Source organism: Caulobacter segnis, assembly GCF_019931575.1.
GTDB lineage: Bacteria > Pseudomonadota > Alphaproteobacteria > Caulobacterales > Caulobacteraceae > Caulobacter > Caulobacter segnis_C.
The window spans coordinates 4,364,456-4,390,244 of record NZ_CP082923.1; the positions used below are offsets into that span (position 1 = coordinate 4,364,456).

28 protein-coding genes and 1 pseudogene are annotated in these 25,789 nt (G+C 68.7%); 20 read left to right on the forward strand and 9 right to left on the reverse strand.

What is annotated here, in order from left to right; translation table 11 throughout:
• Positions 1-51 precede the first annotated feature (51 nt).
• The gene (locus K8940_RS19985; protein ID WP_223391801.1) at positions 52-1,194 is read left to right on the forward strand and encodes a hypothetical protein; all 1,143 of its coding nucleotides are present in this window, start codon (positions 52-54) and stop codon (positions 1,192-1,194) included.
• Positions 1,195-1,278: 84 nt separating this feature from the next.
• Positions 1,279-1,674, forward strand: coding sequence for a hypothetical protein (locus K8940_RS19990; RefSeq protein WP_223391802.1), 396 nt, complete (start codon positions 1,279-1,281; stop codon positions 1,672-1,674).
• Between the two features lie 115 nt (positions 1,675-1,789).
• Here the strand turns inward: K8940_RS19990 and K8940_RS19995 are convergent.
• Positions 1,790-2,832 (reverse strand): annotated as a pseudogene (locus K8940_RS19995) (TraB/GumN family protein).
• A 117-nt stretch (positions 2,833-2,949) separates the two neighbouring features.
• On the opposite strand from K8940_RS19995, the gene mutL reads away from it, so the two are divergent.
• Positions 2,950-4,851 (forward strand): DNA mismatch repair endonuclease MutL, encoded by a 1,902-nt coding sequence (gene mutL, locus K8940_RS20000; RefSeq protein ID WP_223391803.1) that lies wholly within the window; start codon positions 2,950-2,952, stop codon positions 4,849-4,851.
• A gap of 49 nt (positions 4,852-4,900) precedes the next feature.
• Positions 4,901-5,314 carry a VOC family protein gene (locus tag K8940_RS20005; RefSeq protein WP_223391804.1) on the forward strand — a complete coding sequence of 138 codons (414 nt, stop codon included), beginning with the start codon at positions 4,901-4,903 and terminating at the stop codon, positions 5,312-5,314.
• Here K8940_RS20005 and K8940_RS20010 read toward each other — a convergent pair.
• Together K8940_RS20010 and K8940_RS20015 are read right to left on the reverse strand one after the other, a co-directional pair.
• The gene (locus tag K8940_RS20010) at positions 5,311-6,600 is read right to left on the reverse strand and encodes a hypothetical protein (protein WP_263285783.1); all 1,290 of its coding nucleotides are present in this window, start codon (positions 6,598-6,600) and stop codon (positions 5,311-5,313) included. The two genes, K8940_RS20005 and K8940_RS20010, sit on opposite strands and share 4 nt — an antisense overlap.
• A gap of 206 nt (positions 6,601-6,806) precedes the next feature.
• Positions 6,807-7,403, reverse strand: a complete 597-nt coding sequence (locus K8940_RS20015) for a GNAT family N-acetyltransferase (protein ID WP_223391806.1) — start codon at positions 7,401-7,403, stop codon at positions 6,807-6,809.
• Positions 7,404-7,560: 157 nt separating this feature from the next.
• Here K8940_RS20015 and K8940_RS20020 point away from each other — a divergent pair, with 157 nt between their 5' ends.
• Both K8940_RS20020 and K8940_RS20025 read left to right on the forward strand, forming a co-directional pair.
• Positions 7,561-8,865, forward strand: a complete 1,305-nt coding sequence (locus K8940_RS20020) for an acyl-CoA dehydrogenase family protein (protein ID WP_223391807.1) — start codon at positions 7,561-7,563, stop codon at positions 8,863-8,865.
• 197 nt (positions 8,866-9,062) lie between these two features.
• Positions 9,063-9,581 carry a methylated-DNA--[protein]-cysteine S-methyltransferase gene (locus tag K8940_RS20025; protein WP_223391808.1) on the forward strand — a complete coding sequence of 173 codons (519 nt, stop codon included), beginning with the start codon at positions 9,063-9,065 and terminating at the stop codon, positions 9,579-9,581.
• Here the strand turns inward: K8940_RS20025 and K8940_RS20030 are convergent.
• Both K8940_RS20030 and K8940_RS20035 read right to left on the reverse strand, forming a co-directional pair.
• A complete protein-coding gene (locus K8940_RS20030; RefSeq protein ID WP_223391809.1) occupies positions 9,578-10,006 on the reverse strand; it encodes a DUF4345 family protein in 429 nt (142 codons plus the stop codon). The genes K8940_RS20025 and K8940_RS20030 overlap by 4 nt on opposite strands.
• 9 nt (positions 10,007-10,015) lie before the next feature.
• A complete protein-coding gene (locus K8940_RS20035) occupies positions 10,016-10,426 on the reverse strand; it encodes a VOC family protein (protein ID WP_223391810.1) in 411 nt (136 codons plus the stop codon).
• Positions 10,427-10,602: 176 nt separating this feature from the next.
• On the opposite strand from K8940_RS20035, the gene groES reads away from it, so the two are divergent.
• The 3 genes from groES to K8940_RS20050 all read left to right on the forward strand — a co-directional run bounded on the left by groES (position 10,603) and on the right by K8940_RS20050 (position 12,928).
• A complete protein-coding gene (gene groES, locus K8940_RS20040; RefSeq protein WP_010918572.1) occupies positions 10,603-10,893 on the forward strand; it encodes a co-chaperone GroES in 291 nt (96 codons plus the stop codon).
• A 57-nt stretch (positions 10,894-10,950) separates the two neighbouring features.
• Positions 10,951-12,594: a chaperonin GroEL gene (groL, locus tag K8940_RS20045; protein WP_223391811.1), complete on the forward strand. Its 1,644-nt coding sequence runs from the start codon at positions 10,951-10,953 to the stop codon at positions 12,592-12,594.
• A gap of 202 nt (positions 12,595-12,796) precedes the next feature.
• On the forward strand, positions 12,797-12,928 hold the full coding sequence (locus K8940_RS20050) for a hypothetical protein (protein ID WP_223391812.1): 132 nt from the start codon (positions 12,797-12,799) through the stop codon (positions 12,926-12,928).
• Here the strand turns inward: K8940_RS20050 and K8940_RS20055 are convergent.
• Positions 12,897-13,892 (reverse strand): nitrilase family protein, encoded by a 996-nt coding sequence (locus K8940_RS20055; RefSeq protein WP_223391813.1) that lies wholly within the window; start codon positions 13,890-13,892, stop codon positions 12,897-12,899. The two genes, K8940_RS20050 and K8940_RS20055, sit on opposite strands and share 32 nt — an antisense overlap.
• An 81-nt stretch (positions 13,893-13,973) precedes the next feature.
• On the opposite strand from K8940_RS20055, the gene K8940_RS20060 reads away from it, so the two are divergent.
• Positions 13,974-14,288, forward strand: coding sequence for a hypothetical protein (locus tag K8940_RS20060; protein ID WP_223391814.1), 315 nt, complete (start codon positions 13,974-13,976; stop codon positions 14,286-14,288).
• 90 nt (positions 14,289-14,378) lie between these two features.
• On the forward strand, positions 14,379-15,554 hold the full coding sequence (locus tag K8940_RS20065) for a DUF3089 domain-containing protein (RefSeq protein ID WP_411675568.1): 1,176 nt from the start codon (positions 14,379-14,381) through the stop codon (positions 15,552-15,554).
• 83 nt (positions 15,555-15,637) lie between these two features.
• On the opposite strand, the gene K8940_RS20070 is transcribed toward K8940_RS20065, so the two are convergent.
• Positions 15,638-15,820: a DUF1328 family protein gene (locus K8940_RS20070; protein ID WP_223391815.1), complete on the reverse strand. Its 183-nt coding sequence runs from the start codon at positions 15,818-15,820 to the stop codon at positions 15,638-15,640.
• Between the two features lie 107 nt (positions 15,821-15,927).
• Between K8940_RS20070 and cobT the strand changes: the two genes are divergently transcribed.
• The 5 genes from cobT (at position 15,928) to K8940_RS20095 (ending at position 20,587) form a co-directional block, all read left to right on the forward strand.
• The gene (cobT, locus tag K8940_RS20075; RefSeq protein WP_223391816.1) at positions 15,928-17,853 is read left to right on the forward strand and encodes a cobaltochelatase subunit CobT; all 1,926 of its coding nucleotides are present in this window, start codon (positions 15,928-15,930) and stop codon (positions 17,851-17,853) included.
• Complete coding sequence (locus K8940_RS20080) at positions 17,850-18,947, forward strand: esterase-like activity of phytase family protein (RefSeq protein WP_223391817.1); 1,098 nt, start codon at positions 17,850-17,852, stop codon at positions 18,945-18,947. The genes cobT and K8940_RS20080 overlap by 4 nt, the downstream gene beginning before the upstream one ends.
• A 223-nt stretch (positions 18,948-19,170) precedes the next feature.
• The gene (locus tag K8940_RS20085) at positions 19,171-19,482 is read left to right on the forward strand and encodes a hypothetical protein (RefSeq protein ID WP_223391818.1); all 312 of its coding nucleotides are present in this window, start codon (positions 19,171-19,173) and stop codon (positions 19,480-19,482) included.
• A gap of 264 nt (positions 19,483-19,746) precedes the next feature.
• Entirely contained in the window at positions 19,747-20,046 is a 300-nt protein-coding gene (locus tag K8940_RS20090) for a hypothetical protein (protein WP_223391819.1), read from the forward strand.
• A 139-nt stretch (positions 20,047-20,185) separates the two neighbouring features.
• Positions 20,186-20,587, forward strand: a complete 402-nt coding sequence (locus K8940_RS20095) for a Dabb family protein (protein WP_223391820.1) — start codon at positions 20,186-20,188, stop codon at positions 20,585-20,587.
• Positions 20,588-20,722: 135 nt separating this feature from the next.
• Here the strand turns inward: K8940_RS20095 and rpmB are convergent, their stop codons facing one another.
• The gene (rpmB, locus tag K8940_RS20100; protein ID WP_223391821.1) at positions 20,723-21,022 is read right to left on the reverse strand and encodes a 50S ribosomal protein L28; all 300 of its coding nucleotides are present in this window, start codon (positions 21,020-21,022) and stop codon (positions 20,723-20,725) included.
• 266 nt (positions 21,023-21,288) lie between these two features.
• On the opposite strand from rpmB, the gene K8940_RS20105 reads away from it, so the two are divergent.
• Positions 21,289-21,768: a DUF3617 domain-containing protein gene (locus K8940_RS20105; protein WP_223391822.1), complete on the forward strand. Its 480-nt coding sequence runs from the start codon at positions 21,289-21,291 to the stop codon at positions 21,766-21,768.
• A gap of 356 nt (positions 21,769-22,124) precedes the next feature.
• Complete coding sequence (locus K8940_RS20110; protein WP_223395921.1) at positions 22,125-23,240, forward strand: alpha/beta hydrolase-fold protein; 1,116 nt, start codon at positions 22,125-22,127, stop codon at positions 23,238-23,240.
• Positions 23,241-23,261: 21 nt separating this feature from the next.
• On the opposite strand, the gene K8940_RS20115 is transcribed toward K8940_RS20110, so the two are convergent.
• Positions 23,262-23,837 (reverse strand): methylated-DNA--[protein]-cysteine S-methyltransferase, encoded by a 576-nt coding sequence (locus K8940_RS20115; protein ID WP_223391823.1) that lies wholly within the window; start codon positions 23,835-23,837, stop codon positions 23,262-23,264.
• 81 nt (positions 23,838-23,918) lie between these two features.
• On the opposite strand from K8940_RS20115, the gene K8940_RS20120 reads away from it, so the two are divergent.
• Positions 23,919-25,565 carry an amidohydrolase gene (locus K8940_RS20120; protein WP_223391824.1) on the forward strand — a complete coding sequence of 549 codons (1,647 nt, stop codon included), beginning with the start codon at positions 23,919-23,921 and terminating at the stop codon, positions 25,563-25,565.
• A 16-nt stretch (positions 25,566-25,581) separates the two neighbouring features.
• Entirely contained in the window at positions 25,582-25,788 is a 207-nt protein-coding gene (locus K8940_RS20125) for a hypothetical protein (protein ID WP_223391825.1), read from the forward strand.
• The last annotated feature ends 1 nt before the right edge of the window (position 25,789 follow it).

Consider the following 25,789-nt stretch of genomic DNA (forward strand, 5'->3'; position numbering starts at 1 on the left):
GCGATCCCCGATCGCGCGGCGCATCTGCTTCACCATAAGGAGGACACAACCATGGCAAGGATCTTCGAGAGACGAGCACTGTTCCTGGCGACCACCGCCCTGGCGGCGGCGCTGTTGATGACAAGCGGCGCGGCCCTGGCGGCCAATACCCTGAAGATCAACGCCAGCGGAGCGGGCAACTCCGTCAACAGCCTGTCCATCACCCAGGACGCCACCCACCCCAGCAACACCATCAGCGCCAACGGGCTGCCCGGCGGCACGGCCCTGCTGATCCACGGCCCGTGGAGCTCGGTCAGCATCAACCAGCAAGGCGCCGGCAACGTCCTGAAGGGCGCCTTCACCGACGCCACCACGGGCGGCAGCCTGACGCTGAACTACGGCTCGGCCGCCGCCGGCGGCAACAACACCCACTCGCTGACCATCGGCGCCACGACGCCGCCGGTGGCCCCGACGGTGACGGTCAATGTGGTCAACACCGATCCGGGAACCACAGCCAACACCATCACCGACGTCCTCGACGGCGCCGCCCTCACCTACAGCCTGACGGTCAACGGCACCAACAACACCATCACCAACACCGTGGCCTCGACGAGCGGCAGCAACAGCCTGACCGAAACCTTCACCGGCGACGCCAACACCGTCGTCAACACCCTGGCGGCGTCCGGCGCCATCTCGGTGACCGAGAGCGTGACCGGTTCGAACAACACCATCACCAACACCTTCTCGGGGGCGACGACGATCACCGGCTCGATCACCCTGCTGTCCGACAACAACACCGTGACCAACACCTCGAGCGGGGCGGGCGACAAGACCTTCTCGGTGAGCCTGCCGGCGGCCAACGGCAACACCATCAGCAACGCCTTCACCGGAAGCGGCGTCCAGACCTCGAACCTGACCGTCACCGGCACGGGGTCCAAGGTCGACTACGGCCTGACCTCCAGCGCCGCCTCGGTGGCCAATGTCACCCTGTCGAACGTCGTAGGGGCGGCGACGGCGGCGGGCAAGGTGCGGGTGACCCAGTCGGGCGGCGGCGCCACCTCGCTGTCGCTGACCGTCGACGGCGGGGCCTTCACCCTGGGCAGCTCGCTGGCGGGCGGGGCTGGCATCCTGATCAGCCAGACCAGCGCCGACGCGTCCATGGACATCAGTTCGACGCCCGCGGCCAACGGCTACACGATCAGCCTCAGCCAGTAGCCGGGCCGGTCCATGCGGGATCGGAGACAAGGCGGTCGGCGTCCGGTTCGGACGTCGGCCGGTCGGGGCGTGGCCGCGACGGCGATGCTGCTCGCCATCGTCGCGGTCGCTCTCCCCGCCCGGGCCGCCACCCTGGCGGCGTGCCGGCAGATGGACAGCGCCAGTCCGTCGACCACCGCGCTGTTCATCCCCGCCGGCTCGCTGTTTCGCGACACCGGCCGGGTCGACGACCCGCTGGCCGCCTTTACCGGCGACCGGTGGCAGCTGCGCCTGGAGACCATCGTCGACGCCACCATCCCGCCGCTGCGCGAATGCGTGTTGATCTGGGTGCGGATCACCAGCGACTCCTCGGTCAAGTCGGTGTCGCTGGCCGACAACCGCAACTTCGTCTACGCCGGCAACAGCAACCTGCTCGACGCCACCCCGCCGTCGGAGGAGCTGCTGACTCTGGTCGGCCGCGTGCTGGACCAGGTGCCGTGAGCGAGGCCTCGGGCGGACGTCGGCGCAACGGATCGACGCGCCGATGCGGCAGGTCGACCGGTTCCAGAGTCGGCCCCGCGAAACGGCGGCGGCGGGTCGAAGCTAGAGCCCGCGCCTACTCCGGCGCGACCACCTTGAAGCCCTTGGCGCGCAGGCGGTCCAGCACGCCGCCCTCGGTCAGCAGCGAGCGCAGCTCGATCACCGCCACGGCCTTGCCGGGCTTCTTCAGGGCCGAGGTGATGGCGCCGACGGCGTCGTCCTGGCCGTCCTGGAACTGGCGGGCGATCCAGGGCGTGGACGCCAGGCACCGCTGATAGCCGCGCTCGGCCGAGACGACTTCGCGCACCTGACCCTCGGCCCACTGCTCGGCGGTCTCGCGGACGCTGGCCAGGCCATTCTCGGCCTGCTTGAGGCCGGCGTCCAGGCACAGCTCCTGCAGCGGCTGAGGCGCCTCGGCCAACGACTTGACCATGCCGATCAGGTCGTAGTCGTCCAGCTTCTTGATGCGAGGCTGGACCTTGAGGTCCTTGCTCTTGGCCAGGTCGCGGACGCGGTCGGTCAGCTTGCCCAGGGTGATCGAGACGCCGCCGCCTCGGTCGTTGGCGATGATGAAGCCCGCCAGGGCGGGTTTCATGTCGTCGGAGTCGTTCTCGGCCTTGCCGCGCGCCTTCAACTGCTTTTCCAGCCGCGCGCGCAGGTCGGGCGGCAGGGTCTCGCGCATCGGCCTGCCCATCATGAACTGCTTGCCGCGCCCGGGGATCAGGGCCAGCAGACTCAGGATCCGCACCTCCGGCTCCTGGCCGATGATCAGCACATTGGCCCCGTCCAGCCGGCGGCGCAGCACCGAGTCGTCGAAATCCAGCTTGTCCGGGGTGAAGGCCGGCACCCCCATCACATAGACCGTGGTGTCGCCGTCGGTGACCTTCCACCAGGCCGGGCCCGGCAGGCGGGCGTTGACGATCAGCTCCTCGACCAGGTTGGCCTGGCTGTCGACCGGGGTCAGGTCGACAGGCTTGGTCTGGTGGATAGAGACTTCGTTCTTGCCCTGAACCTGGGCGAGGGCCGAGCCGCCCATCAGCAACGAAAGCGCCAGGCCGGCGGCGGCGAAACGGGTCAGCGTCACTATCTTGAGTTCCTCGAAGGCGCGCGGAATCGCACTAAAGTCGTCCCTCGCCTCTTCGTTCGCTGATCGGCGCTCGTCCGGTCAACTTAAGGAGTTGCAATGTACGGTCCAGCTTCGACGCGGACCGGACTGCTTCGTTGAAAGTCCGCTAGATGCCGATCCGCCGCCTGCCGCCCGAGACCGTCAACCGCATCGCCGCCGGCGAGGTGGTCGAGCGCCCGGCCAGCGCCATCAAGGAGCTGGTCGACAACGCCATCGACGCGGGCGCCAGCCGGATCGAGGTCGAGGCCCATGGCGGCGGCCTGACCCGGATCCTGGTCGCCGACGACGGCTGCGGTCTGTCGGCCGACGAGCTGCCGGTGGCCATCGAGCGCCACGCGACGTCCAAGCTGGCCCCCGACGAAGACGGCCTGTGGGACCTGCTGCGTATCCACACCATGGGCTTCCGGGGCGAGGCCCTGCCGTCGATCGGCTCGGTGGCGCGGCTGCAGATCTCCTCGCGCGCCAAGGGCCAGCAGGACGCCCATTCGATCCTGGTCGAGGGCGGCCAGGTGGGCGACGTCGCGCCCGCCGCCTTCCCCGGCCCGCACGGGGCCCGCATCGAGGTGCGCGACCTATTCTACGCCACCCCCGCGCGGCTGAAGTTCATGAAGTCCGAGCGCGCCGAGGCGCTGGCGATCACCGAGGAGATCAAGCGCCAGGCCATGGCCAATGAGAGCGTCGGCTTCTCGCTGGACATCGACGGCCGCAAGATCCTGCGCCTGCCGGCCGAGCATCCGGGACCTCAAGGTCGCCTGGCGCGCCTGGCCGCCGTGCTGGGCCGCGACTTCCAGGACAACGCCATCGAGATCGACCAGCTTCGCGACGGCGTTCGCTTGTCGGGGTTCGCGGGGCTCCCGACCTACAACCGCGGCAACGCCGCCCACCAGTACCTGTTCGTCAACGGCCGGCCGGTGCGCGACCGCCTGCTGCAAGGCGCCCTGCGCGCGGCCTATGCCGACTTCCTGGCGCGGGACCGCCACCCGACGGCGGCCCTGTACGTCACGCTCGACCCGACCGAGGTCGACGTCAACGTCCACCCAGCCAAGGCCGAGGTCCGCTTTCGCGATCCGGCCCTGGTGCGCGGCCTGATCGTCGGGGCCCTGCGCCACGCCCTGGCCGGGGCCGGGCACCGCGCCTCGACCACGGTCGCCAACCAGGCCCTGGACAGCATCCGCGCCCAGCAGAGCCCCTTCCCTGGCTATCAGCCGGGACCTTCGCCCGCCGGCTTCTCGGCCTGGCGCGAGGGCGGCTGGACGCCGCCGACGCAGCGGCCAATGGATCTGCCGGGGCTGAACGAGGTGTCGGCCCGCGTGGAGCCTTCCTTTGGCGGCGAACTGGCCGAGGTGGTGCGCGAGGCCTACACGTCGGTCGCCTTCGAGGACCGCCCAAGCCCGGACTACCCGCCCGCCGCCGCGCCGTTCGACCCGGTCGACTTCCCGCTGGGCGCGGCCCGGGCCCAGGTGCACGAGACCTACATCGTCGCCCAGACCCGCGACGGCATGGTCATCGTCGACCAGCACGCCGCCCACGAGCGCCTGGTCTACGAGCGGATGAAGGGCGAGATGGCCGCCGGCGGCGTGGCCCGCCAGACCCTGCTGCTGCCCGAGGTGGTCGACCTGGACCCCGCCGAGGCCGAGCGCGTCGTCGCCCGCGCCGCGGAGCTGGCCAGCCTGGGGCTGGTCATCGAAAGCTTCGGCCCCGGCGCGGTGCTGGTGCGCGAGACCCCGGCCCTGCTGGGCAAGACCGACGCCGCCGCCCTGGTCCGCGACATCGCCGACGACCTGGCCGAGAACGGCGCGGCCCTGGCCCTGAAGGAGCGGCTGGAGGAGGTCTGCTCGACCATGGCCTGCCACGGCAGCGTCCGCGCCGGCCGCCGCCTCAACGGCGTCGAGATGAACGCCCTGCTGCGCGAGATGGAGGCCACGCCCCATTCGGGCCAGTGCAACCATGGCCGGCCGACCTATGTGGAATTGAAGCTGGCCGATATCGAGAAGCTGTTCGGGCGCCGATAGAACCTATCCGACCTGCGGGACGTTGCTCGTCAAACCCGGAGGCCCCGCCATGGACATCCACCGCGGTCGACTGATCGACCACATCCATCTGCGCGCGCGCGACCTGGAGGCGACCAAGCGCTTCTACCGCGCGGTATTGGACGTCCTGGGCGTCCCCTTCAACGAGGACGACCACCACCTCGACGCCGACGAGCTGTGGATCGACGCGGGCGAGCCGGCCACCCATGTCCATCTGGCCTTCCAGGCGCGGGATCGTGACGCGGTCGCGCGCTTCCACCAGGCGGGCTTGGCCGCCGGCGGCCGCGATAACGGCGGACCGGGCGAGCGGCCGTATCATCCGGGCTACTACGCCGCGTTCCTGTGGGATCCGGACGGCAACAATATCGAGGCGGTGTTTCACGGACCGGCCGAGCGCTCGGCCGACAGCGTGGTCTTCAGTTTCGAGACGCCGACGCCTGGCTAGGCGGCGTTCTGGGCCAGGGCCAGCGGCGCGCCCTCGGCGCTGGCGACGGGCTTGTCCAGCAGGTCGGTCACGGCCGGTCCCTGGACGCGGGTGACGCCGCCGGCCTTGCAGGCCTCCAGCTCGACGTCCGAGGCCACGTTGGCCACGACCTGGCGCACGCCCTTGGCCACGTACTGCGACTTGCGCTCGACGAACTTCAGGATCTGCTTCAGGCGGTCGTGGTCGGTCTCGCCGTCCAGCACCAGGGTGATGGTGTCGACCAGCTCGGGCGGCAGGCCCGAGATCGGGAAGGTCGGGTCGGTGATCCGCACGTCCATCTGGGCGAAACTGCCCTGCAGGAACGCCCGCGCCTGCTGCAGCATGCCGATCGAGGCCTCGCGCGGCGTGCCGTAGATGGTGGCGACCAGACGCGGCTGCTTGTCCAGCGGATAGCGCGACAGGCGGGTCTTGTAAGAGTCCTGCGAGGACGGCGTGGTCAGGTTCCAGAACCCGAACGGCACGTGGATCTCGCCGAACGAGGCGGTCTTGAGCGCGCCTTGCGCGTCGGTCAGGGCGATCAGGTCGCGCTTGAGCAGCTTGGAGTCGTCTTCCGGCGGCGGCCCGATCAGATCGGCGCGCATGCCGATGGCCGAGCCGACGAAGACGCCCTCGGCGAGGTCGTAGATCCCCCACCAGCCGGTTTCCGCCGGCGGCGGCGGGATCTCGGCCTTGGCGGCGAGCTTGGCGGCCAGGGCCGGCTGCGGCTTGGCCTTGCCGGGTTCGGGCTTGACGACGGGCGGGCCGGTCTCGGCCGGCGCTTCAGCCTTGGGGGGCTCGATGACGGGAATGGCCGGCGCCGGGGCGGGCGCGGCCTTGGCCGGCGCGGGCTCGCGCTCGATCGTCGTGGCGGCGGCCAGGCCCGACTTCTTCTCGGCGGCCTTCTCCTCGGCGTGGACCTTGGCTTCGGCGCGGGTGGCGGGCAGCGGCTCGATGGAGTCGGCGGTGATGACGTGGACGCGGCCCGGCTCGCCGCCGTAGCCCTCGCCGTTCAGCAGGCCCTTCAGCGCCTTCTGCGACAGGCTGGCGAACTTCAGCACCGCCTGCTCGTCGCCCTCGAAGGTCATCAGGGCGATCTGGCCGATCGGGCGGCCGGGGAAGAGAACCTTTTCCAGCTCGGCGGCCAGACCCTGCACCTCGGTGGGATCCAGCTGCTCGACATGGTGATCGGCCACCACGAAGGCCAGGGGCGCCACGGCCCCGCACTTGCGCGGCGCGCGCCAGCGGGCCTTCAGGAACGCGTCCGCCACCCCCTGCGCCTTGTGCTTGGGGATATCACCCGGCGCGCTCTCGCCGTCGGCGGTAAACAAAATTCGCAAGCAGGCGATGGCCGTCATGACGTTTGACGCTACCGGCCCTTCATTTGTGAATCCTTACAACCGACAGGAAAACGACGTTTTATTTCCCGCGACAAACCGTCCCGGAGTCCGTCCGCTTTCCGAAGGCCGCCAGGACCCTAGACGAAGGTCTCGCTGAGGCGGAATTCCAGCCGCTCGCGGATCGCCGGCCAGTCATAGTCGGTGATCGAGAAGACGGCCGTGTCGCGGATGTGGCCGGTCCAGGTGACCTTGTGGTTGCGCAGCACGCCTTCCTTGCTGGCGCCCAGCTTCTGTACCGCAGCCTGGCTGCGGGCGTTGCGGACGTCGACATTGAACTCGACGCGGATGGCGTTGGCCTTCTCGAAGGCGTGGGCCAGCATCAGGCGCTTGCTCTCCGGATTGACCGGGCCCGACCGCGCGTCGGGGTTCAGGAAGGTCGAGCCGATCTCCAGCCCGCCGTGCAGCCTGCGGATGTTCAGGTAGCTGGAGGTGCCGATGACCTTGCCGTCCGACAGGCGGCGGATGGCGAAGCCGATGCGCTCGCCCCGGTCGGTCTCGCCCTGCAGCGCGCCCCAGAAGTCGTCGAAGCCCTCGCCGCAGCCGTTGACCGACATGATCTCCCAGCTCTCGGGATCGCAGTCGATGGCGGCCTTCAGCTCGTCGCGATGGTCGATGGTGATCGGTTCGAGCCGGACGTAGCGGCCCTGCAGGGTGTCGGCGGTCAAGGTCAGCATGACGGTGTTTTCGACCAGGACAGGAGCTCTGACAACCCGCCGCCCTCGGATTCCCGCCGCAATCGGCCGCATGCCCGCTTGCCCCTCGCGTCAAGGCGGTGCTACAACCACTTCAAACAATTGTTTGACTCAAAGAGAGCGGGTAGAGGGAACGGCCATGGACTTCGACATCTCCCCCAAGCAACGCGCCTTCATGGACCGCGTCACCGCGTTCATGGACGAGCATGTCTATCCGGCCATCCCGACCTACGAGGCCGAGATGAACGTCCTGGGCGCCGAGCGCTGGAAAGTGGTCCAGGTGGTCGAGGAGCTGAAGAAGAAGGCCAAGGCCGCCGGCCTGTGGAACTTCTTCATGCCGCCGCACAGCGGCCAGACCCATGTCGACGACACCTTCGAGTTCGAAGGCGAGCAGCTGACCAACCTGGAATACAGCCTGATCGCCGAGCAGATGGGCAAGGTCGGCTTCGGGTCGGAAGTCTTCAACTGCTCCGCGCCCGACACCGGCAACATGGAAGTGCTGATGCGCTACGGCACTCTGGCGCAGAAGGAGCGCTGGCTGCGCCCGCTGATGAACGGCGAGATCCGTTCGGCCTTCCTGATGACCGAGCCGGCCGTGGCCAGCTCGGACGCGACCAACATCGAGACCCGCATCGAGCGCGACGGCGACCACTACGTGATCAACGGCCGCAAGTGGTGGAGCTCGGGCGTGGGCGATCCGCGCTGCAAGGTGGCGATCGTGATGGGCAAGACCGATCCGACCGCCGCCCCTCACAGCCAGCAGAGCCAGGTCCTGGTGCCGCTGGACGCGCCGGGCATCGAGATCGTCCGCATGCTGCCGGTGTTCGGCTATGACGACGCCCCGCACGGCCACGCCGAGGTGATCCTCAAGGACGTTCGCGTGCCGATCGAGGACGCCCTGCTGCTGGGCGAGGGCCGCGGCTTCGAGATCGCCCAGGGGCGCCTGGGCCCCGGCCGCATCCACCACTGCATGCGCACGATCGGCACGGCCGAGGTGGCGCTGGAGAAGATGGTCCAGCGCCTAATGAGCCGCAAAGCGTTCGGCAAGTACATCTCGGACCACTCGGTCTGGGAGCAGCGCATCGCCGAGGCCCGCATCGACATCGAGATGTGCCGCCTGCTGTGCCTGAAGGCCGCCGACATGATGGACAAGGCCGGCAACAAGTCGGCCCGCCTGGAGATCGCCATGATCAAGGTCGCCGCCCCGCGGCTGGCGCTCAAGATCATCGACGACGCCATCCAGGCCCACGGCGGCGGCGGCGTGACCACCGACTTCGGCCTCGCCAAGGCCTATGCCGGCATCCGCACCCTGCGCCTGGCCGACGGCCCGGACGAGGTGCACTGCCGGACCATCGCCCGCATGGAAATGTCCAAGTACGGCGACCTGGCCTACAAGCAGAAGGTCGAACGCGAAGCCGCCCGCCACGTGCCGGGAATCCGGTAGCCACCCTTCTCCCCTTGCGGGAGAAGGTGGCGGCCGTAGGCCGACGGATGAGGGGTCGCACAGGCGACCCCTTTTTCGTGGGCGGCGGATCGGACTTTCAACCGCTCATCCGGCCTTCTGGGCCACCTTCTCCCGCAAGGGGAGAAGGGAGCAAATTCCGGGCGGACACCCTTCCCTCCCCGGGCGATCATCGCTCCATGAGTCGTCCCGCTCGCCTGATCCTGGACCGCCAGCCCTCGCCGATCGGCGAACTGCTGATCGTGACCGACGGGGCGGGCGTGTTGCGGGCGCTGGATTTCCATGACTACGAGCACCGGCTGGACCGCCTGCTGAAGACCCACTACGGCCCGTTGCGGCCGGACGCTGGGTCGGCGCCCGCCGCGATCAGCGACGCCCTCGAAGCCTATTTCGACGGTGAGTTCGCAGCGCTGAACACGATCCCCTGGGCGACCAACGGCACGGCCTTCCAGCACGCGGTGTGGACGGCGCTGACCCAGATCCCGGCGGGCGAGACCATCACCTATTCGGAACTGGCCCGGCGCGCCGGCCGTCCGGCCGCGATCCGCGCCGCCGGCCACGCCAACGGCGCCAACCCCTTGAGCATCGTCGCCCCCTGCCATCGGGTGATCGGCATGGACGGCGCGTTGACCGGCTATGGCGGCGGCATCGAACGCAAGCGCTGGCTGCTGGCGCACGAAGGCGCCCGCCGCGACTAGGCCAGGCCGCTGGCGCCGCGCAGAACCACCCGGCCGATGTTGAAGAACGGCAGGCTCAGCGTAATCCCGATCAGGGCGTTGAAGACCATCGAGCTGGTGTTGAAGCGTCCCGCCTGGCCGTCCAGGGCCGCCGAGAGCGCCCGCCCCGCCGCAGCGCCCAGCCAGGCGACCGCCAGGGCCAGGGCCATGGCCGCCCCGATCCGGGGCTGGTAGCCGAGATAGAGCGCCGCCACGCCGTGCGAGGCGATCAGCACCCCGCCCAGGGCCCGGCCCTCCGCGAACAGCTTCGGCTTGGGGGTCGCCTCGTCGGCCAGACCCGCCAGCTCCAGCATCACCTGAGGCCGCGCCAGGATCATGCCGCCCAGCGTGCCGCCGATGACGCAGGCCACGACCGCCATGAACAACGACAGGACATAGCTGGACATCGATGCTCCTCAGGCCGGCTTGTGGCAGACGGCCTCTATGTTTCGGCCGTCGGGGTCAAGCACGAAGGCGGCATAGTAATTGGGATGATAATGAGGCCGCACGCCGGGCGCGCCGTTGTCGGTCCCGCCAGCGGCCAGGGCGGCGGCGTGGAAGGCGTCGACCTGGGCGCGCTCGGCGGCGACCAGCGCCAGATGCATCGGACCGGTCAGTGCCCCGCCCTCGGTGAGCCACAGGCTGGGCTTGCCGGCCTGGATGTCGCGCCCATCCTCAGTGGCCCCGTAGCCGTAATGGGCCGCGCCGCCGGTTTCCTCGGCGCTGACGCTCATCACCACCGCGAGGCCCAAGGGCGCCAGGGCGGCGTCATAAAACGCCTTCGCCGCCTGGAGATCGCGCACCGTCACGCCCATATGGTCGATCATCGAAAGCCTCCCGCGTTAACCGCGCCGTAAAAAGTTCGCCGGCGGCGTCCTTGACTCCCTGGAGCCCCCTGCCTAACTCACGCTCGGCGTTGGCACTCGATGGGAGCGACTGCTAACAGCACCGCTCCCCCCGACCAGCGAAGCCTTTACACAAACCGTTCCGACGGAGAACAACAATGAAGTTTCGTCCCCTGGGCGACCGCGTCCTCGTGAAGCGCGTCGAAGAAGAAACCAAGACCAAGGGCGGGATCATCATCCCCGACACCGCCAAGGAAAAGCCGCAAGAGGGCGAAGTCGTCGCCGTCGGTCCCGGCGCGCGTAACGACAAGGGCGACGTCGTCGCCCTGGACGTCAAGGCTGGCGACCGCATCCTGTTCGGCAAGTGGTCGGGCACGGAAGTGAAGGTCGACGGTCAGGACCTGCTGATCATGAAGGAAAGCGACGTCCTGGGCGTGGTCGAGGCTTAAGGCCTCCCTATTCCCGATCGCTTTCCACTCTCGTTTCTCTTTTAGAAGGGCTCTCAAATGGCCGCTAAAGACGTCTATTTCTCCTCCGACGCGCGCGACAAGATGCTGCGCGGCGTCAACATCCTCGCCAACGCGGTGAAGGTGACCCTCGGTCCGAAGGGCCGCAACGTGGTCATCGAGAAGTCGTTCGGCGCCCCGCGCACCACCAAGGACGGCGTCTCGGTCGCCAAGGAAATCGAACTGGCTGACAAGTTCGAGAACCTCGGCGCGCAAATGATCCGCGAAGTCGCCAGCAAGACCAACGACAAGGCCGGCGACGGCACCACCACCGCCACGGTGCTGGCCCAAGCCATCGTCCAGGAAGGCCTCAAGTCGGTCGCGGCCGGCATGAACCCGATGGACCTGAAGCGCGGCATCGACAAGGCCGTCCTGATCGCCGTCGAGGACATCAAGAAGTCCTCGAAGAAGGTCACGACCAACGCCGAAATCGCCCAGGTCGGCACCATCTCGGCCAACGGCGACAAGGAAGTCGGCGAGATGATCGCCAAGGCCATGGACAAGGTCGGCAACGAAGGCGTCATCACCGTCGAGGAAGCCAAGACCGCCGAGACCGAACTCGACGTCGTCGAAGGCATGCAGTTCGACCGCGGCTACCTGTCGCCGTACTTCATCACCAACGCCGACAAGATGGAAGTTCAGCTGGAAGAGCCGCTGATCCTCCTGTTCGAAAAGAAGCTGTCGTCGCTGCAGCCGCTGCTGCCGGTGCTGGAAGCCGTCGTTCAGTCGGGCCGTCCGCTGCTGATCATCGCGGAAGACGTCGAAGGCGAGGCCCTGGCCACGCTGGTCGTCAACAAGCTGCGGGGCGGCCTGCGCGTCGCCGCCGTCAAGGCTCCGGGCTTCGGCGACCGCCGCAAGGCCATGCTGGAAGACATCGCCATCCTGACCGGCGCCCAAGTCGTCAGCGAAGATCTCGGCATCAAGCTCGAGAACGTCGCCCTGGACATGCTGGGCCGCGCCAAGAAGGTCTCGATCACCAAGGACGACACCACGATCGTGGACGGCATTGGTGAGAAGGCCGACATCGAGGCCCGTATCGCCCAGATCAAGCGCCAGATCGAAGACACCACGTCGGACTACGACAAGGAAAAGCTGCAAGAGCGTCTGGCCAAGCTGGCCGGCGGCGTCGCGGTCATCCGCGTCGGCGGCTCGACCGAAGTCGAAGTGAAGGAAAAGAAGGACCGCGTCGACGACGCCCTGAACGCGACCCGCGCGGCCGCCGATGAAGGCATCGTCCCGGGCGGCGGCACGGCCCTGCTGTGGGCTTCCAAGGCCCTGGCCGGCGTGACCGGCGACAACGACGACCAGACGGCTGGTATCGCCATCGTCCGTCGCGCCCTGCAATCGCCGATCCGCCAGATCGCCGAGAACGCCGGTGTCGAAGGTTCGATCGTGGTCGGCAAGATCCTGGAAAGCGACAGCAGCGCGTTCGGCTTCAACGCCCAGAGCGAGCAGTATGTCGATCTGGTCGCCGACGGCGTCATCGACCCGGCCAAGGTCGTCCGCACGGCTCTGCAGAACGCCGCTTCGGTGGCCGGCCTGCTGATCACCACGGAAGCCGCCATCGTCGAAGCGCCGAAGAAGGCCTCGGCCGGCGGCGCCCCGGGCGGCATGCCCGGCGGCATGGGCGACATGGACTTCTAATCCAAGACGTCCAAGTCAGCTCAACGCTGAAACGATTGAGGGCGGGGCCGCGAGGCTCCGCCCTTTTTCTTGGCCTGCGCGCCCGCGCGTCACGCCGCCCTCACCTTCCCGTGACAGACGGAAAACGCCCGCATCCAAATTTCGCCACAGGCGTTAACAGCTCCGGCCAAGATCAAGGCCAAGGTTGGGATGGGAGACGGTGATGACGTTCGTGCGTGAAATTCCGTCCTATCGCCGTCGCCGCGCGCCGCGGACGGCGGTGGTGGTCGTGGCGCTGTCGGCCTGGCTGGTGCTGGGCCTGATCAGTCAGGCGGCGTTCCAGCTGATCGGCTGATGGTCGGGGCGGTCGAGAACCGCGCTTCCAGCGGCGACAGCTCGTCGCCTCGGCGCTCGGTCAGCAGGCCGTACAGCTCCGGTCGCCGCCCCCGGATCCAGCGCCGGCCGGTCGCCAGCGGCAGAAGGTCCAGATCCAGATCTGCGACAACCAGCGCATCCTCGATGGCGTCGGTTTCGGCGACGACGCGGCCGTAGGGGTCGAGGATCATCGCATTGCCGGTCCGCACCTCGCCGGCGTCCTCGCCGACCCCGTTGGCGAACAGCACGAACAGCCCGTTGTCGTGAGCCCGTGCCGGCAGCCATCGCAACAGCCAGCCCCGTCCCTTGTCGCCCTGGAACGCCGCCCGAAGCGCCTCAGGGTTCGCCTCGCGGTCGCGCCACAGGGCGACGTCGACCACGCCCATGGCGTGCGGGCTGCGCGAGGCCGTGCCCCCGGTCTGGTGTGGCGACAGCAGGATGTCGGCGCCCAGCAAGGCGGTGGCCCTGACGTTCTCGACCAGATTGTTGTCCCAGCAGATCAACACGCCCACGCGCACGCCGAACGGCGTGTCGAAGACGGTGAAGGCGTCGCCGCTGCTGACGTGCTCGCTCTCGAAGGCGTGCAGCTTGCGATGGCGCTCGACGCGGCCATCCGGCAGGGCCACGACGTAGGTGTTGAAGATCCGGCCATCCTCGCCCCGCTCGATCAGGCCCGAGCCGATCACCATGTCGTGGCGGCGGGCCAGGGCCGCCAGGGCCAGGGAGGACGGTCCGTTCGGAACCGGCTCGGCCAGGGCCAGCCACCCGTCGCGCGGCAGGCCGACGCAATGCCAATAGCCGGTCAGGCACATTTCGGGAAAGGCCAGGATCTTCACGCCGTCGGCGGCGGCGCGTTCGACGAAGCCCGTCAGGGTCGCCAAGTTGGCGGCCTTGTCGCCGGGGAGATGCTGGAACTGGACGACGGCGGCGCGAAGGGTGCTCATGACGCCTTCCTAGCCCGGCGACGGGCGGGCCTGGGGTCACAAGGCGTTTCGGATTCTGTCGCGGGCGGCTAGAGAAGGCCTATGTTCCGCCAACGCCCCGACGCCGATCTGATCGTTCAAGGCTGGGTCATCGGCGTCATGGTCGAGGTCCCGGGCGAGCGCGTCCCGGTCCGGCACTACTTCGCCGTCGGCAAGGCCGATCGCGCCCAGGCTGAATGGGCCGCCGTTGACCTGGCGATGAACGCCGGCGCCGTCGCCTCCAGCCCCGTGGCCGGCAAGGAACCCGTCGAGGCCCTGCGCGAGATCGTCGCCTATCGCATGCGCGAGCTGGGCCTGAAGCCCGGCGAGGCGCGATCCCTGGGCGACAAGAGCCCGCGCCGCTGGCTGTCGCTTTGAGCCAGCGTGGGCCAAGGCCCCTTGGCGATCCGCGTTCTTTTGGCCATGCTCCCCGCAAAACGATCGTTTGAGATCGACGGGGAAACGAAGATGGCGAAGATTCCTGGGCCGAAGATCCTGGCGGCCTTGGGCCTGACGATGGGCCTGGCCCTGACAACTGCGGCCTGCGCCCAGGCGCCCGCCGTCTCCACCGAGCCCAACGACTACGGCAAGACCGAGACCTGGCTGTGCCTGCCCGGCCGGAAGGACGCCTGCGCGGTCGACCAGACGACGACCATCGTCCAGGCCGACGGCAAGACCTCGGTCGAGGCGTTCAAGGCCGCCGCCGACCCCGCCTATGATTGCTTCTACATCTACCCGACCGTCTCGACCGATCCGGGCGGCAACAGCGACTTGGTCATCGACGAGGCCGAGCGGCGGGTGGTCGAGCAGCAGCTGGCCCGCTTCGCGGCCAAGTGCCGGGTGTTCGCCCCGATGTACCGCCAGGTGACCCTGGCGGCCCTGCGCGCGGTGATGATGGGCCAGCCCTCGCCCGGCAACGGCCCGCTGGCCTATGGCGACGTCCGCGACGCCTGGCGCTGGTACCTGGCCAACGAGAACAAGGGCCGAGGCGTCGTGTTGATCGGCCACAGCCAGGGTTCGCGCATGCTGCTGGACCTGCTGAAGAACGAGGTCGACGGCAAGCTGTCCCAGGCGAAGCTGATTTCCGCCTATGTGCTGGGCATGAACACGCCGGTCGACGCGGCCGGCAAGTTCGGCTCGATCCCGCTGTGCGCGAAGGCCGACCAGGCCGGCTGCATCGTCACCTATGTCTCGTTCCGCGAAACCGCCCCGCCGCCGGCCAACAGCCGCTTTGGCAAGACAGACGATCAGGGCCGCCGCGCCGGCTGCGTGAACCCCGCCGCCCTCCTGGCCGGCAAGGCCTCGACCGAGGACGTCCCGGTCCAGGCCTATCTCAGCAGCAAGGGCTTCCTGTCGAGCGGCGACCCCAAGCCATTCGCCAAGGGCCTGACCGTGTCGACGCCGTTCGTGGCGCTGCCCGGCCTGATCTCGGCCCGCTGCGTCAGCGAAGGGGACTTCACCTATCTCTCGGTCAAGGTGAACGCCGATCCGGCCGATCCCCGCACCGACGAGATCACGGGCGACATTCTGGTGGGCGGCCAGCCCCTCAAGGACTGGGGCCTGCACCTGATCGACGTGAACCTGGAGATGGGCGACCTGGTCGCCCTGGTCGATCGTCAGGCCAAGACGTACGCGGGACGCTAGGACTCACCCACGAGCCCTAGCGCCATCGAATGCCGGCGGCGGGTCGCGACGTCCGCTCCCGGCCCGCGCAAGGTCCGCGGCGGCTATTTCGGGCCGGCCGCGGCCTTGAACACGGTCACGCCCAGCAACATCACGATGACGAAGCCGAGCAGGAACAGGAAGAACAGGATCTTGGCGACGCCAGCGGCCGCGCCGGCCACGCCGGTGAAGCCGAGCGCCCCGGCGACCAGGGCGACGATGGCGAGGATGATGGCCCACTTGAGCATGTCTGTTTCCTTCGAGAGGCGCGCTGACGGCGCCGTTCAAAAATCAACGCCCCGTCGAGGCACGGCGTTCCTTGTTTTCGCCGCCCGGGGCCGCTAACTCGGAAGCCATGGCCTCCAAGCCCGAAAGCCCGACCGAACCCTTCAAGCGCGCCCTGGCGCACGCCGCGCGCTCGCTCGCCGAGACGCCGGACCTCGAGGTCGTGTTCTCGGGCGACGGTCCTCAGCTGCTGGGCAAGCGGGCGGTGCTGCCGCATCCGCCGCGCGACCTGTCCTCGAAGGAGGCCGCGCGCATCCGGGGCCTAGCCGACCAGATGGCCCTGCGCCTGGCCCACCACGATCCGATGGCCCACGCTCGGGCGCGTCCCAGCTCGCCTGACGGCCAGGCGGCGTTCGAGTCGATCGAGCAGGCGCGCCTGGAAGCCATCGGCTCCAACGCCCTGGGCGGCGTCCGCGCCAACCTGACCGCCGCCCTCGAGGCGCGGCTGGAGCGGCAGGGCCTGACCCGCGCCGTCGCCACCGACACCCAGTCGGCCCCGATGGCCGAGATCCTGGGCCTGATGGTGCGCGAGCGCCTGACCGGCGATCCGCCGCCGGACGGGGCCAAGGCCCTGGTCGACATCCTGCGCAACGACATCGAGGCCCGGGCTGGCAAGGACCTGGACCGCCTGGCCGCCGCCATCGACGACCAGGCCGCCTTCGCCCGCGTCACCCGCGAGATCCTCCGCGACCTGGACCTGGGCGAGGAGATGTCCGAGGCGACCGAGAGCGCCGACGAGGACGAAGGCGAGGACGACGCCCCCACCGAGAATTCCGACGAGGATCAGGGCGAGGGCGAAGGCGAACAGCCCGAGGGCTCCTCGCCGCAGGAGAGCGAGGCCTCGGACCGCGAGACCGAAGCCGGCGACGAGGAGATGGTCCAGTCGGACCAGGAAGGCGAGCCCGAGGAAAGCGACGAGACGCCCGACATGGGCGACGGCGCCAAGCCCGCCCGTCCCGACACCGGCCCCTCGTCCGGCGGCGAGCCGCTGTACAAGATCTTCACCACGGCCCACGACGAGATCGTCCAAGCCGAGGACCTGTGCGACGCCGAGGAGCTGACGCGGCTGCGCGCCTATCTGGACCAACAGCTGTCGGCCCTCTCCAGCGTCGTCTCGCGCCTGGCCAACAAGCTGCAGCGCCGCCTGCTGGCCCAGCAGAACCGCGCCTGGACCTTCGATCTCGAGGAAGGGATGCTGGACGTCGCCCGCCTGACGCGGGTGATCATCGACCCGACCGCGCCGCTGTCCTTCAAGCAGGAAGAGGACCAGGAGTTCCGCGACACGGTCGTGACCCTGCTGATCGACAATTCCGGCTCGATGCGCGGGCGGCCGATCATGGTGGCGGCGATCTGCGCCGACATCCTGGCGCGCACGCTGGAGCGCTGCGGCGTCAAGACCGAGGTGCTGGGCTTCACCACCCGCGCCTGGAAGGGCGGGACCAGCCGCGACGAGTGGATCAAGGCGGGCAAGCCGGCCGCGCCGGGCCGCCTGAACGACCTGCGCCACATCATCTACAAGGCCGCCGATTCCCCCTGGCGGCGGGCCCGCAAGAACCTGGGCCTGATGATGCGCGAGGGGCTGCTGAAGGAAAACATCGACGGCGAGGCCCTGATGTGGGCGCACCAGCGCCTGGTCGGCCGGCCCGAAGCCCGCCGTATTCTGATGGTGATCTCCGACGGCGCGCCGGTGGACGACAGCACCCTGAGCGTCAATTCGGGTCACTATCTGGAGCGCCACTTGCGCCAGGTCATCGCCGAGATCGAGGGCAAGAGCCCTGTCGAGCTGATCGCCATCGGCATCGGCCACGACGTCACCCGCTACTATCGCCGCGCCGTCACCATCGTCGACGTGGAGCAGCTGGGCGGCGTGCTGGTCGAGCAGTTAGCGGCCCTGTTCGAGGAAGAGCCCCGCGCCATCGCCCGCACGCGCGGCCTGCTGGCGCCGCCGCCCGTGGTCACGCCCCAGGCGCCGAAAGCCGCCAAGGTCCCGGCGTGATCGGTCTTCGCGCGGCGCTCGTCCTGGGTCTGGTCAGCGGCGCGGGCGGCTTCGCCACCCAGTGCACACCGCGCCGGCCGCCGCCCGTGGTCGCCACCCCGCCCGCGCCGGTCAAGGCGGGGCCCGAGATCACCGTGACCACGACGCCCGTGCCGCTGGATCCGGCCGACCCGGCCAAGGTCGTCGTCGGCGGCGGCTTCACCTATGCCGGCGGTCTGGCGCTGACCAGCGCCGACACCTCGCGCCTGCACGGCCTGTCGGACCTCTCGGTCACCACCGACGGCCGGCTGACGGCGATCAGCGACGAGGGCGACGTGTTCGAAGCCCAGTTGCGGCTGGACGCCGGCGGCAAGCTTGTCGGCCTGAGCGGCGGCAAGCTGCGCCCGCTGCCGGGCCTGGACGGCCAGCCGCTGCCCGGCAAGCAGAAGGCCGACGCCGAGGGCCTGGCCGTGCTGCCCAATGGCGAGCGCCTGGTCAGCTTCGAGGGCGACCACCGCATCTGGCGCTACGCCGTCACGCCCGACGGGACCTGGAGCCGACCCGCCCCCGCGCCCAAGCCCTCGACCATCTTCCCTGACAACGAGGGCATGGAGGCGATCGCGGCCTATCCGGCCGCCGGTCCCGACGCCTACATCGTCGGCGGCGAGGAGGGCGAGGTGTGGCTGTGCCGCCTGTCGTCGGAGTGCAGGTCGCTGCCGCCGCAATCCGGTCCGGACTTCACCTGGGGGCTGACCGCCTTCGCCCCGTTCGCGGGGACCGCCGTGGCCACCCTGCATCGCGGCTACGACCCGATCCGCGGCTGGCGGGCCGTGGTGCGGTTCATCTCCGACCCGACCCTGCCGCCCGCCCGCCAGCGCACCATCGCGGCCCTACATATCGACGGCGCCATGCCGCGCGACAATTTCGAGGGCCTGGCCCTGGCGGGTCCGCCCCCGGGCGCGCCGCCTGGCGCCACGCGGCTCTACCTGATCTCGGACGACGGCGCGGTCGGCAAGAACCAGCGCACCCTGCTGCTGGCCTTCGACTGGGTCGCGCCCCCCGCCCCGCCGCCGCTTCCGCCCAAGCCGGCCAAGAAGCCCGTCCGCAGGCGCTGACTTCCAATGAAGACGGGCGCTTAGCCAAGTCCCTGATTTCGTTTCGTTGGAAACGATATGTTACCGCTAACATTTTTTCCGCCGCAATGCGATTTCGCACTTGCGGCAGACAACGTTGTCATGCATTTCTGACGACGACGGACGACGAGGCGAGATCCTGGGGGCCGTCAGAGGAACGCGCCGGGAGGCGGTTGAACCCAACCTCCTTTCCGGGACTACCAACATGATCCGTCTGCTCGTTGTCGCCATCTCCGCTCTGATGGCCACCACCGCCGCCACCTCGGCCAGCGCCGCTGAATACACCGTCAAGGTCCGTGGTCGCGCCACGCCCGAAGTCCACGCCGAAATCGTCACCGTGGCCAAGCAACTCTGCCAGGACGACCTGGCCGGCAACCCGAACGCCTCGGACCTGGCCCCGTACTGCGTCCGCGAAGTGACCCGCGACGCCGTGCTGCGCACCAAGAGCCCCGAGCTGGTCGCCTTCGACAAGGCCCAGAGCCGCAGCGTCTACTTCATGCGAGTCGCCATCCGCTAAGCGGAAGCTCCATGAGCTGAACAGGCCCGCGAGATCTCGGTCTCGCGGGCTTTTTCATGCCCGGTTTCAAGCCTGCAAACGGTTGTACGCACGCGAAACACCGCAATGCTCAAGCTCAGGGTGCGTCGCAACATAATCGTTGATAACTCAGACGAACATCGCTATATCGACATCCGACGGCGCGACAGACGAAGATCGAGCAGGGGCCGTCAGGGGAACGCGTCTGGAGGTGGTTGATCACAACCCCCTTTCGGAACTTTCGAGATGATCCGCTCCATCGTTCTGGCCGCCTCGGCCATCGTCCTCGCCGCCGCCGCTCCCGCCTCGGCCGCTGAAATGCGCGTCAAGCTGGCCGGCAAGTCGGCCGCCGAAGTCCGCGCCGAAATCGTCAAGGCCGCCTCGACCGTGTGCTGGCAAGACGTGCGCGGCGAAGCCCTCGCCGGCTACCTGTACCCGGCCTGCATCCGCGCCTCGGTCAACGACGCCGTGGCCAAGATCAACAACCCGGCCCTGACCGCCTACAATGCGGCCAACCCGTCGTCGGGCGCTGTCGTCGCCCGCTAGGCGACGCCACAGTTTAGTACCCGCGTACCAGTACCCAGCGTTCAAACCCGCCGCGGCTCCGCCACGGCGGGTTTTGCTTTGCCTGTCGCCGGCTTTGGCCTTTCATGAGCGGACCTGCCAGGATGGAGGATCCCCGCGCATGCCCTTCGATCGCCGCGCCCTGCTCTCTGGAGGCCTGGCGGCCGGCGTCGGCGCCAACGCCGCTATGGCCGCCCCTGGAGGCCCGGACGCGCCTTCCCTGGTCCACCACGTCTTCTTCTGGCTGAAGTCCCCGGGCTCCAGGACCGATCGCGACCAGCTGATCGCCGGCCTGAACGCTCTCCGGGGCGTCGAGGTGGTCCAGCAGTTGCACATCGGCGTTCCGGCCTCGACCGAGAAGCGCGACGTCGTGGACAACAGCTACGACGTCTCGGAGCTGATGGTCTTCAAGAGCGTCGAGGATCAGAAGCTCTATCAGGATCATCCGCTGCATCTGAAGTTCGTGAAGGACTGCGCGCACCTCTGGGCGAAGGTCGTCGTCTACGACGCCATCACGGCCTGAGGCGCGACCACGCCGACGCGCGAGATCCAACGCGAGCACGACGAAAAGCCCGCCGGGCGCGAACCCGGCGGGCTTTTTGTCACTCTTGAGCTCAGACCGCCGCCTTTCGGCGGCTAAGGCCCGGAGCCGTCAGCCTTAGGCGGCTTGAGCGGTCGCCTTGGCCTTGGCCTTGACCTGAGCCTTGATCTTCAGGGCGCGCGGCGACAGCTGCTCGTCCTTGGCGCCCAGCAGGAACACGTCCAGGCCGCCCTTGAAGTCGAGCGTGCGCAGGGCCGCGTTGCTGATGCGCAGCTTGAAGCTCTGGCCCAGCGACTCCGACTGGAGCGTGGCGGGCGACAGGGCCGGCAGGAAGCGGCGCTTGGTCTTGATGTTCGAGTGGCTCACATTGTGGCCGACCATCGGACCGATACCGGTAAGTTCGCAACGGCGCGACATGGTGGTTACCTTGGCTTGGGCGAAGCCGCGCCCTCTTATGAGGAGAGCCAGGCCCGCTAAGATATGAATTCGGACACACGGTTGGGCCAGGCCGACCGCGCGAGAGCGGGCGATATAGGCGAAGGGTCACCCTTGAGTCAAGGCTGGTCTGGCTCGTTCCGCCAAAGGTCTCTCGCATTCGCGAAGGAACCCGACGCCTCACCCTCGCCTTCAAGCACGGTTCATCTGGCGCTCTATATATGGGCCGCATGAAGGAGACCCGCCGTATGCGTTCGACCGCCCTCGCCGCTTCCGTCCCATTCCTGATTCTTGGGGCCATCACGATCGGAGGGGTCGCCCTGGCCCAGCCCGTGGTCCGCGCGGCCGCCGCTCACGCCCCGGCCAAGGCGACGATTCTCCCTGGCCAGTGGGAGTACGACTACAAGATCGGCGTCATCCCGGTCAGCAACGAGACCAAGTGCCTGAAGCCCGCCGACGCCGAGCAGTTCTCGCGCGGCATCTGCACCAAGCGCTATCGCTGCGACTACACGACCAATGTCGTCCGCGACGGCAAGATCCAGCTGAAGGGCACCTGGACCGACAAGAAGGACCGCGTCTCGCCGGTCACCGCCGACGGGACCTATTCGCCCGAGGCCTTCAAGATGAACATCCACATCAAGACCATCAGCGGCATGCCCCTGGCCGGCAGCCTGACGGCCAAGCGCCTCTCGGCCGAGTGCCCGTCCGATGAAACAGCCGCGAAATAGGCGACCGCCGGACGGCGTCGGTGAAACCGATTTGTGGTTAATCCGGTTTAAGCTACAATAGCTTGTAGGGAACAAACACTGAATCGGAGAACGTCGCCGATTCGGTCATGATTCGTTTCGCCCCTGTTCGGAGAACCGTTAGCGCGCGTTAAGAGGCGTGGGCGGACGAACTTAGAGGGTGCGAATTCACCCGTGCTTCCCCCAGACACTTCTGGCTCTCTTGGCGAGGATATATCGTCAAGGGCAGTTGCCGACGTAGTCACCGACAACGGCAATTCGCAACCAAGCAACCCAAGATTGACGGCGCAGTCTACGCCGGTAAATCTCCTCAGAATGTCTGGGGGTGTTCCTTGAAGGTGTGCCTGCTCGCAGCTTGGCTGCTGATCTCGGCTCTGCACGGGCGCGCCCTGGCCGAACCATCGTCCCTGGCCATCAAGGCGGAGGAGCCAGTCGTCATTAGCGGCGCCACCAGCCTGACAGTCCATTCCGCGATCGTGGGTCGAGATTTCGTCGTCGAGGTCACGGCGCCGCGAACGCCTCCGATCCTGCCGGGGCAAACCGCGCCAGTCATCTACGTCCTGGATGGGGGTTACGACCTGGCGGGTCCGGCCGGATGGCTCCTGGGCGCCGCGGGCACGATGGCGCCGGCCTACATCGTCACCGTGGGCTATCCTGCGGGAGCTTCGGCCCGTGGAGTCGACCTCTTGTCTGGCCCCGCGACCAGCCCCGATGGCATGGTCGCGAAAGGCGGCGGCGCGGACGCCTTCCGCCGCTTCCTCGTCGAGGAGCTGAAACCGTTTATGGAAGCACGCTACCCGGTGGATGGTGAGCGGTCAGCACTGTTCGGCCATTCATTGTCGGGCGTCTTCGCGGCCAATGTCCTTGCCGGCCATCCTTCGGACTTCGTCAGCTACCTGATCGCCAGCCCATCGGTATGGGCCGATCCCGGTATCGTCGAACGGCTGCGCACCGTTCAGATCAAGGCTCCGCCGCGCCGCGTCTTCTTGGGTTACGGCGCGAACGAAGAGCCCTACATGATCGACGGCGCGCGTCAGGTCGCCCAGGCGCTCAGCGGGGTCGACGGCATTGTCCTCCGGACCGAGGCATTCGAGGGCGAGCAGCACATCTCATACTACCCGGCGCTTCCGAACGCCGCCTTCCCGTTCCTTCTCCCTCGCGACAACCTCATGCGCCGCCCGGATCCCGTTGAACTTCCAGCGGGACAGTTCAAGCGCTACCTGGGCGTCTACGAACTGACCGATCACCGGCGCATATCGATTACCCAGGACGAGAATGGCCTCGTCTTCAAGGTGGAGGGACGCGACGAAGCCGGCCTGCTGGCCGAGGCCGTGGACCGGTTCTTCATCCGGGGCGTGGACGCCAGCGTCGTGTTCGACTCTGACGGTAGCGAGGCCAAGGAGATGAGGATCAGCGTGAATGGCGCGACGGCCCGGGCCGTGCGCGCGCAATAAGCATTGGGACCAGCGCGCGACCTAGCCTCCGCGCGGCGGCGCGACCGAGAACTCCAGGTCGAACAGCGTCGGGACCGCGCTGGTCTTGGCCTTCTCGAGGGTCAGCAGGCGGGCCTTGGTCTCGCCGCCGCCGGGGGCCGAGAAGCCGCCCATGCTTCCGGACGAGCCCAGCACGCGGTGGCAGGGCACCACGATCGGCCAGGGGTTCTCGCCCAGGGCCTTGCCCACGGCCCGCGCCGCGCCCGGCTCGCCCATGGCCTTGGCCACCTCGCCATAGGTCGAGGTGTCGCCCGGCGTGATGGCCCGAGCGATCGCGTAGACCCGCAGGTTGAAGGGCGGCTGGCCGTCCAGATCCAGCGCGATGTCCGAGAGGTCGTCGCGCCCGCCGGCCAGCAGGTCGCGGATGCGGTCGATGATCCGCTCGATCTCCAAGGGCGGTTCGGCCTCGGCCGCCTCGGGGAAACGCCGCCGCAGCCGCGCCCAGGCCGCGCCTGGCGAGCTCTCCGGAAGTTGCACGCCGATCAGGCCGCGTTCGCCCCAGGCGAGGCCGCAGCGCCCGATCACGGTGTCGAAAAGGGTGAAACCCTGGGCGGACATGCGGGAAAACTAGCAGGCCTGTTGCGACTTGGGAGGGGTGGCCCTTACGATTTCCGGAACTTGCTCACTTCGGAGGCCGCCTTGCGCCGGACCCTGCTCGCCGCCCTGCTGGCCGCCACCTCTTTCGCCGGGACGCCCCTTTCGAAAGCGCGGGCCGCCGACCTGCTGATCCACGGCGGCCCGATCCATACCGGCGTCGACGCCGCCCCGACCGCCGAGGCGGTGCTGATCCGCGACGACAGGATCCTGTTCGTCGGCCCGCTGGCTTCGGCGAAAGCCAAGGCGGCCAAGGATGTCCGCGACCTCGACCTGAAGGGCGCGGCGGCCTATCCGGGCTTCGTCGACGCCCACGCCCACCTGACAGGCGTCGGCCTGCGCGAGCTGACCCTGAACCTCGACCAGGTGAAGTCGGTCGCCGAACTGATCGCCACCGTGAAGGCCTACGCCGCCGCCCATCCCGAGGGCGCGATCTACGGCCGGGGCTGGATCGAGACCCACTGGCCCGAGAAGCGCTTCCCGACCAAGGCCGACCTGGACGCCGCCGCGCCGGGCCGCATCGTCGTGCTGGGCCGTTCGGACGGCCATGCCAGCGTCGTCTCCAGCGCCGCCCTGGCCAAGGCCGGGATCACCGCCGCCACCGCCGCCCCGGCCGGCGGCCAGATCCTGAAGGGCGCCGACGGCCAGCCAGACGGCATGCTGATCGACCGCGCCCAGGCGCTGGTGAAGGACGTCATCCCGCCGCCCGGTGAAGCCCTGAAGCGGGAGGCTCTGCGCAAGGCCGGCGCGCTCTACGCCTCGCGCGGCTGGACGGGCCTCGACAACATGAGCGTCATGGCCGACGACCTGGCCCTGCTGCGCGACGAGGCCGCCAAGGGCGCTTTCCGCATCCGGGTCGACAACTACATGGACCCCAGCGGCGCGGCCGAGGTGCTGGCCAAGGGCCCCGCGACCGACGCCACCGGCCTGATCCGGACGCGCGGGATCAAGCTCTACATGGACGGCGCCCTGGGCTCGCGCGGCGCGGCCCTGCTGGAGCCCTACAGCGACGCCGAGGGGCTGGGCCTGCAGCTGACCGAGCGCGACCAGGGCCTGGCGCTGATGAAGCGGGCCAAGGCGGCCGGCGCCCAGGTGGCCATGCACGCCATCGGTGACCGCGGCAACCGCATGACCCTCGACTGGTTCCAGGAAGCGCTCGCGGGCGACACGACCGCCCGCTGGCGTATCGAGCACGCCCAGATCGTCGCCGACACCGACGTGCCGCGCTTCGCCAAGCTGGGCGTCATCGCCTCGATGCAGCCCAGCCATGCGATCGGCGACCTCTATTTCGCTCCGGCGCGCCTCGGCAAGGACCGCCTGCACGAGGGCTATCGCTGGAAGGACTTCCTGACCGCCGGCGTCGTGGTGGCCGCCGGGTCGGACGCCCCGGTCGAGGTCGGCGACCCGCGCATCGAGTTCTACGCCGCCGTCCATCGCCACGGGCTGGACGGCTTCGCCAACGCCGACTGGCATCTGGAGGAGGCGGTCACCCGCGCCGAGGCCCTCAAGATGCTGACCCTGGCGCCCGCCTACGCCGTGTTCCGCGAGACGGAGCTGGGCACGCTGGAGGCCGGCAAGAAGGCCGACGTGACCGCCTTCGACAAGGACCTGATGGTCGTGGCGCCGAAGGAGATCCTGACGGCTAAGACGGTGCTGACGATCGTCGACGGCAAGGTGGTGTTCGAGAACTAAGGCTCAGGGAGATCCCATGTACGACGACCAGCTTCTGGATCGCGATCCGCAGACGGCCCTCGCCGAGTTCAAGGCCGGACCGTTCAGCGGCCGCGCCGAGGTGCGCGTCACCCCAGTCGGCATCCTGGCCATCGGCGCGCTGATGACCGGAGTGCTGCTGTCGACGGCGCTCGTCGTCTGGGCGTCGACCTCGGTGGGCAGGGCGCGCGCATCGCGGCGTTGAA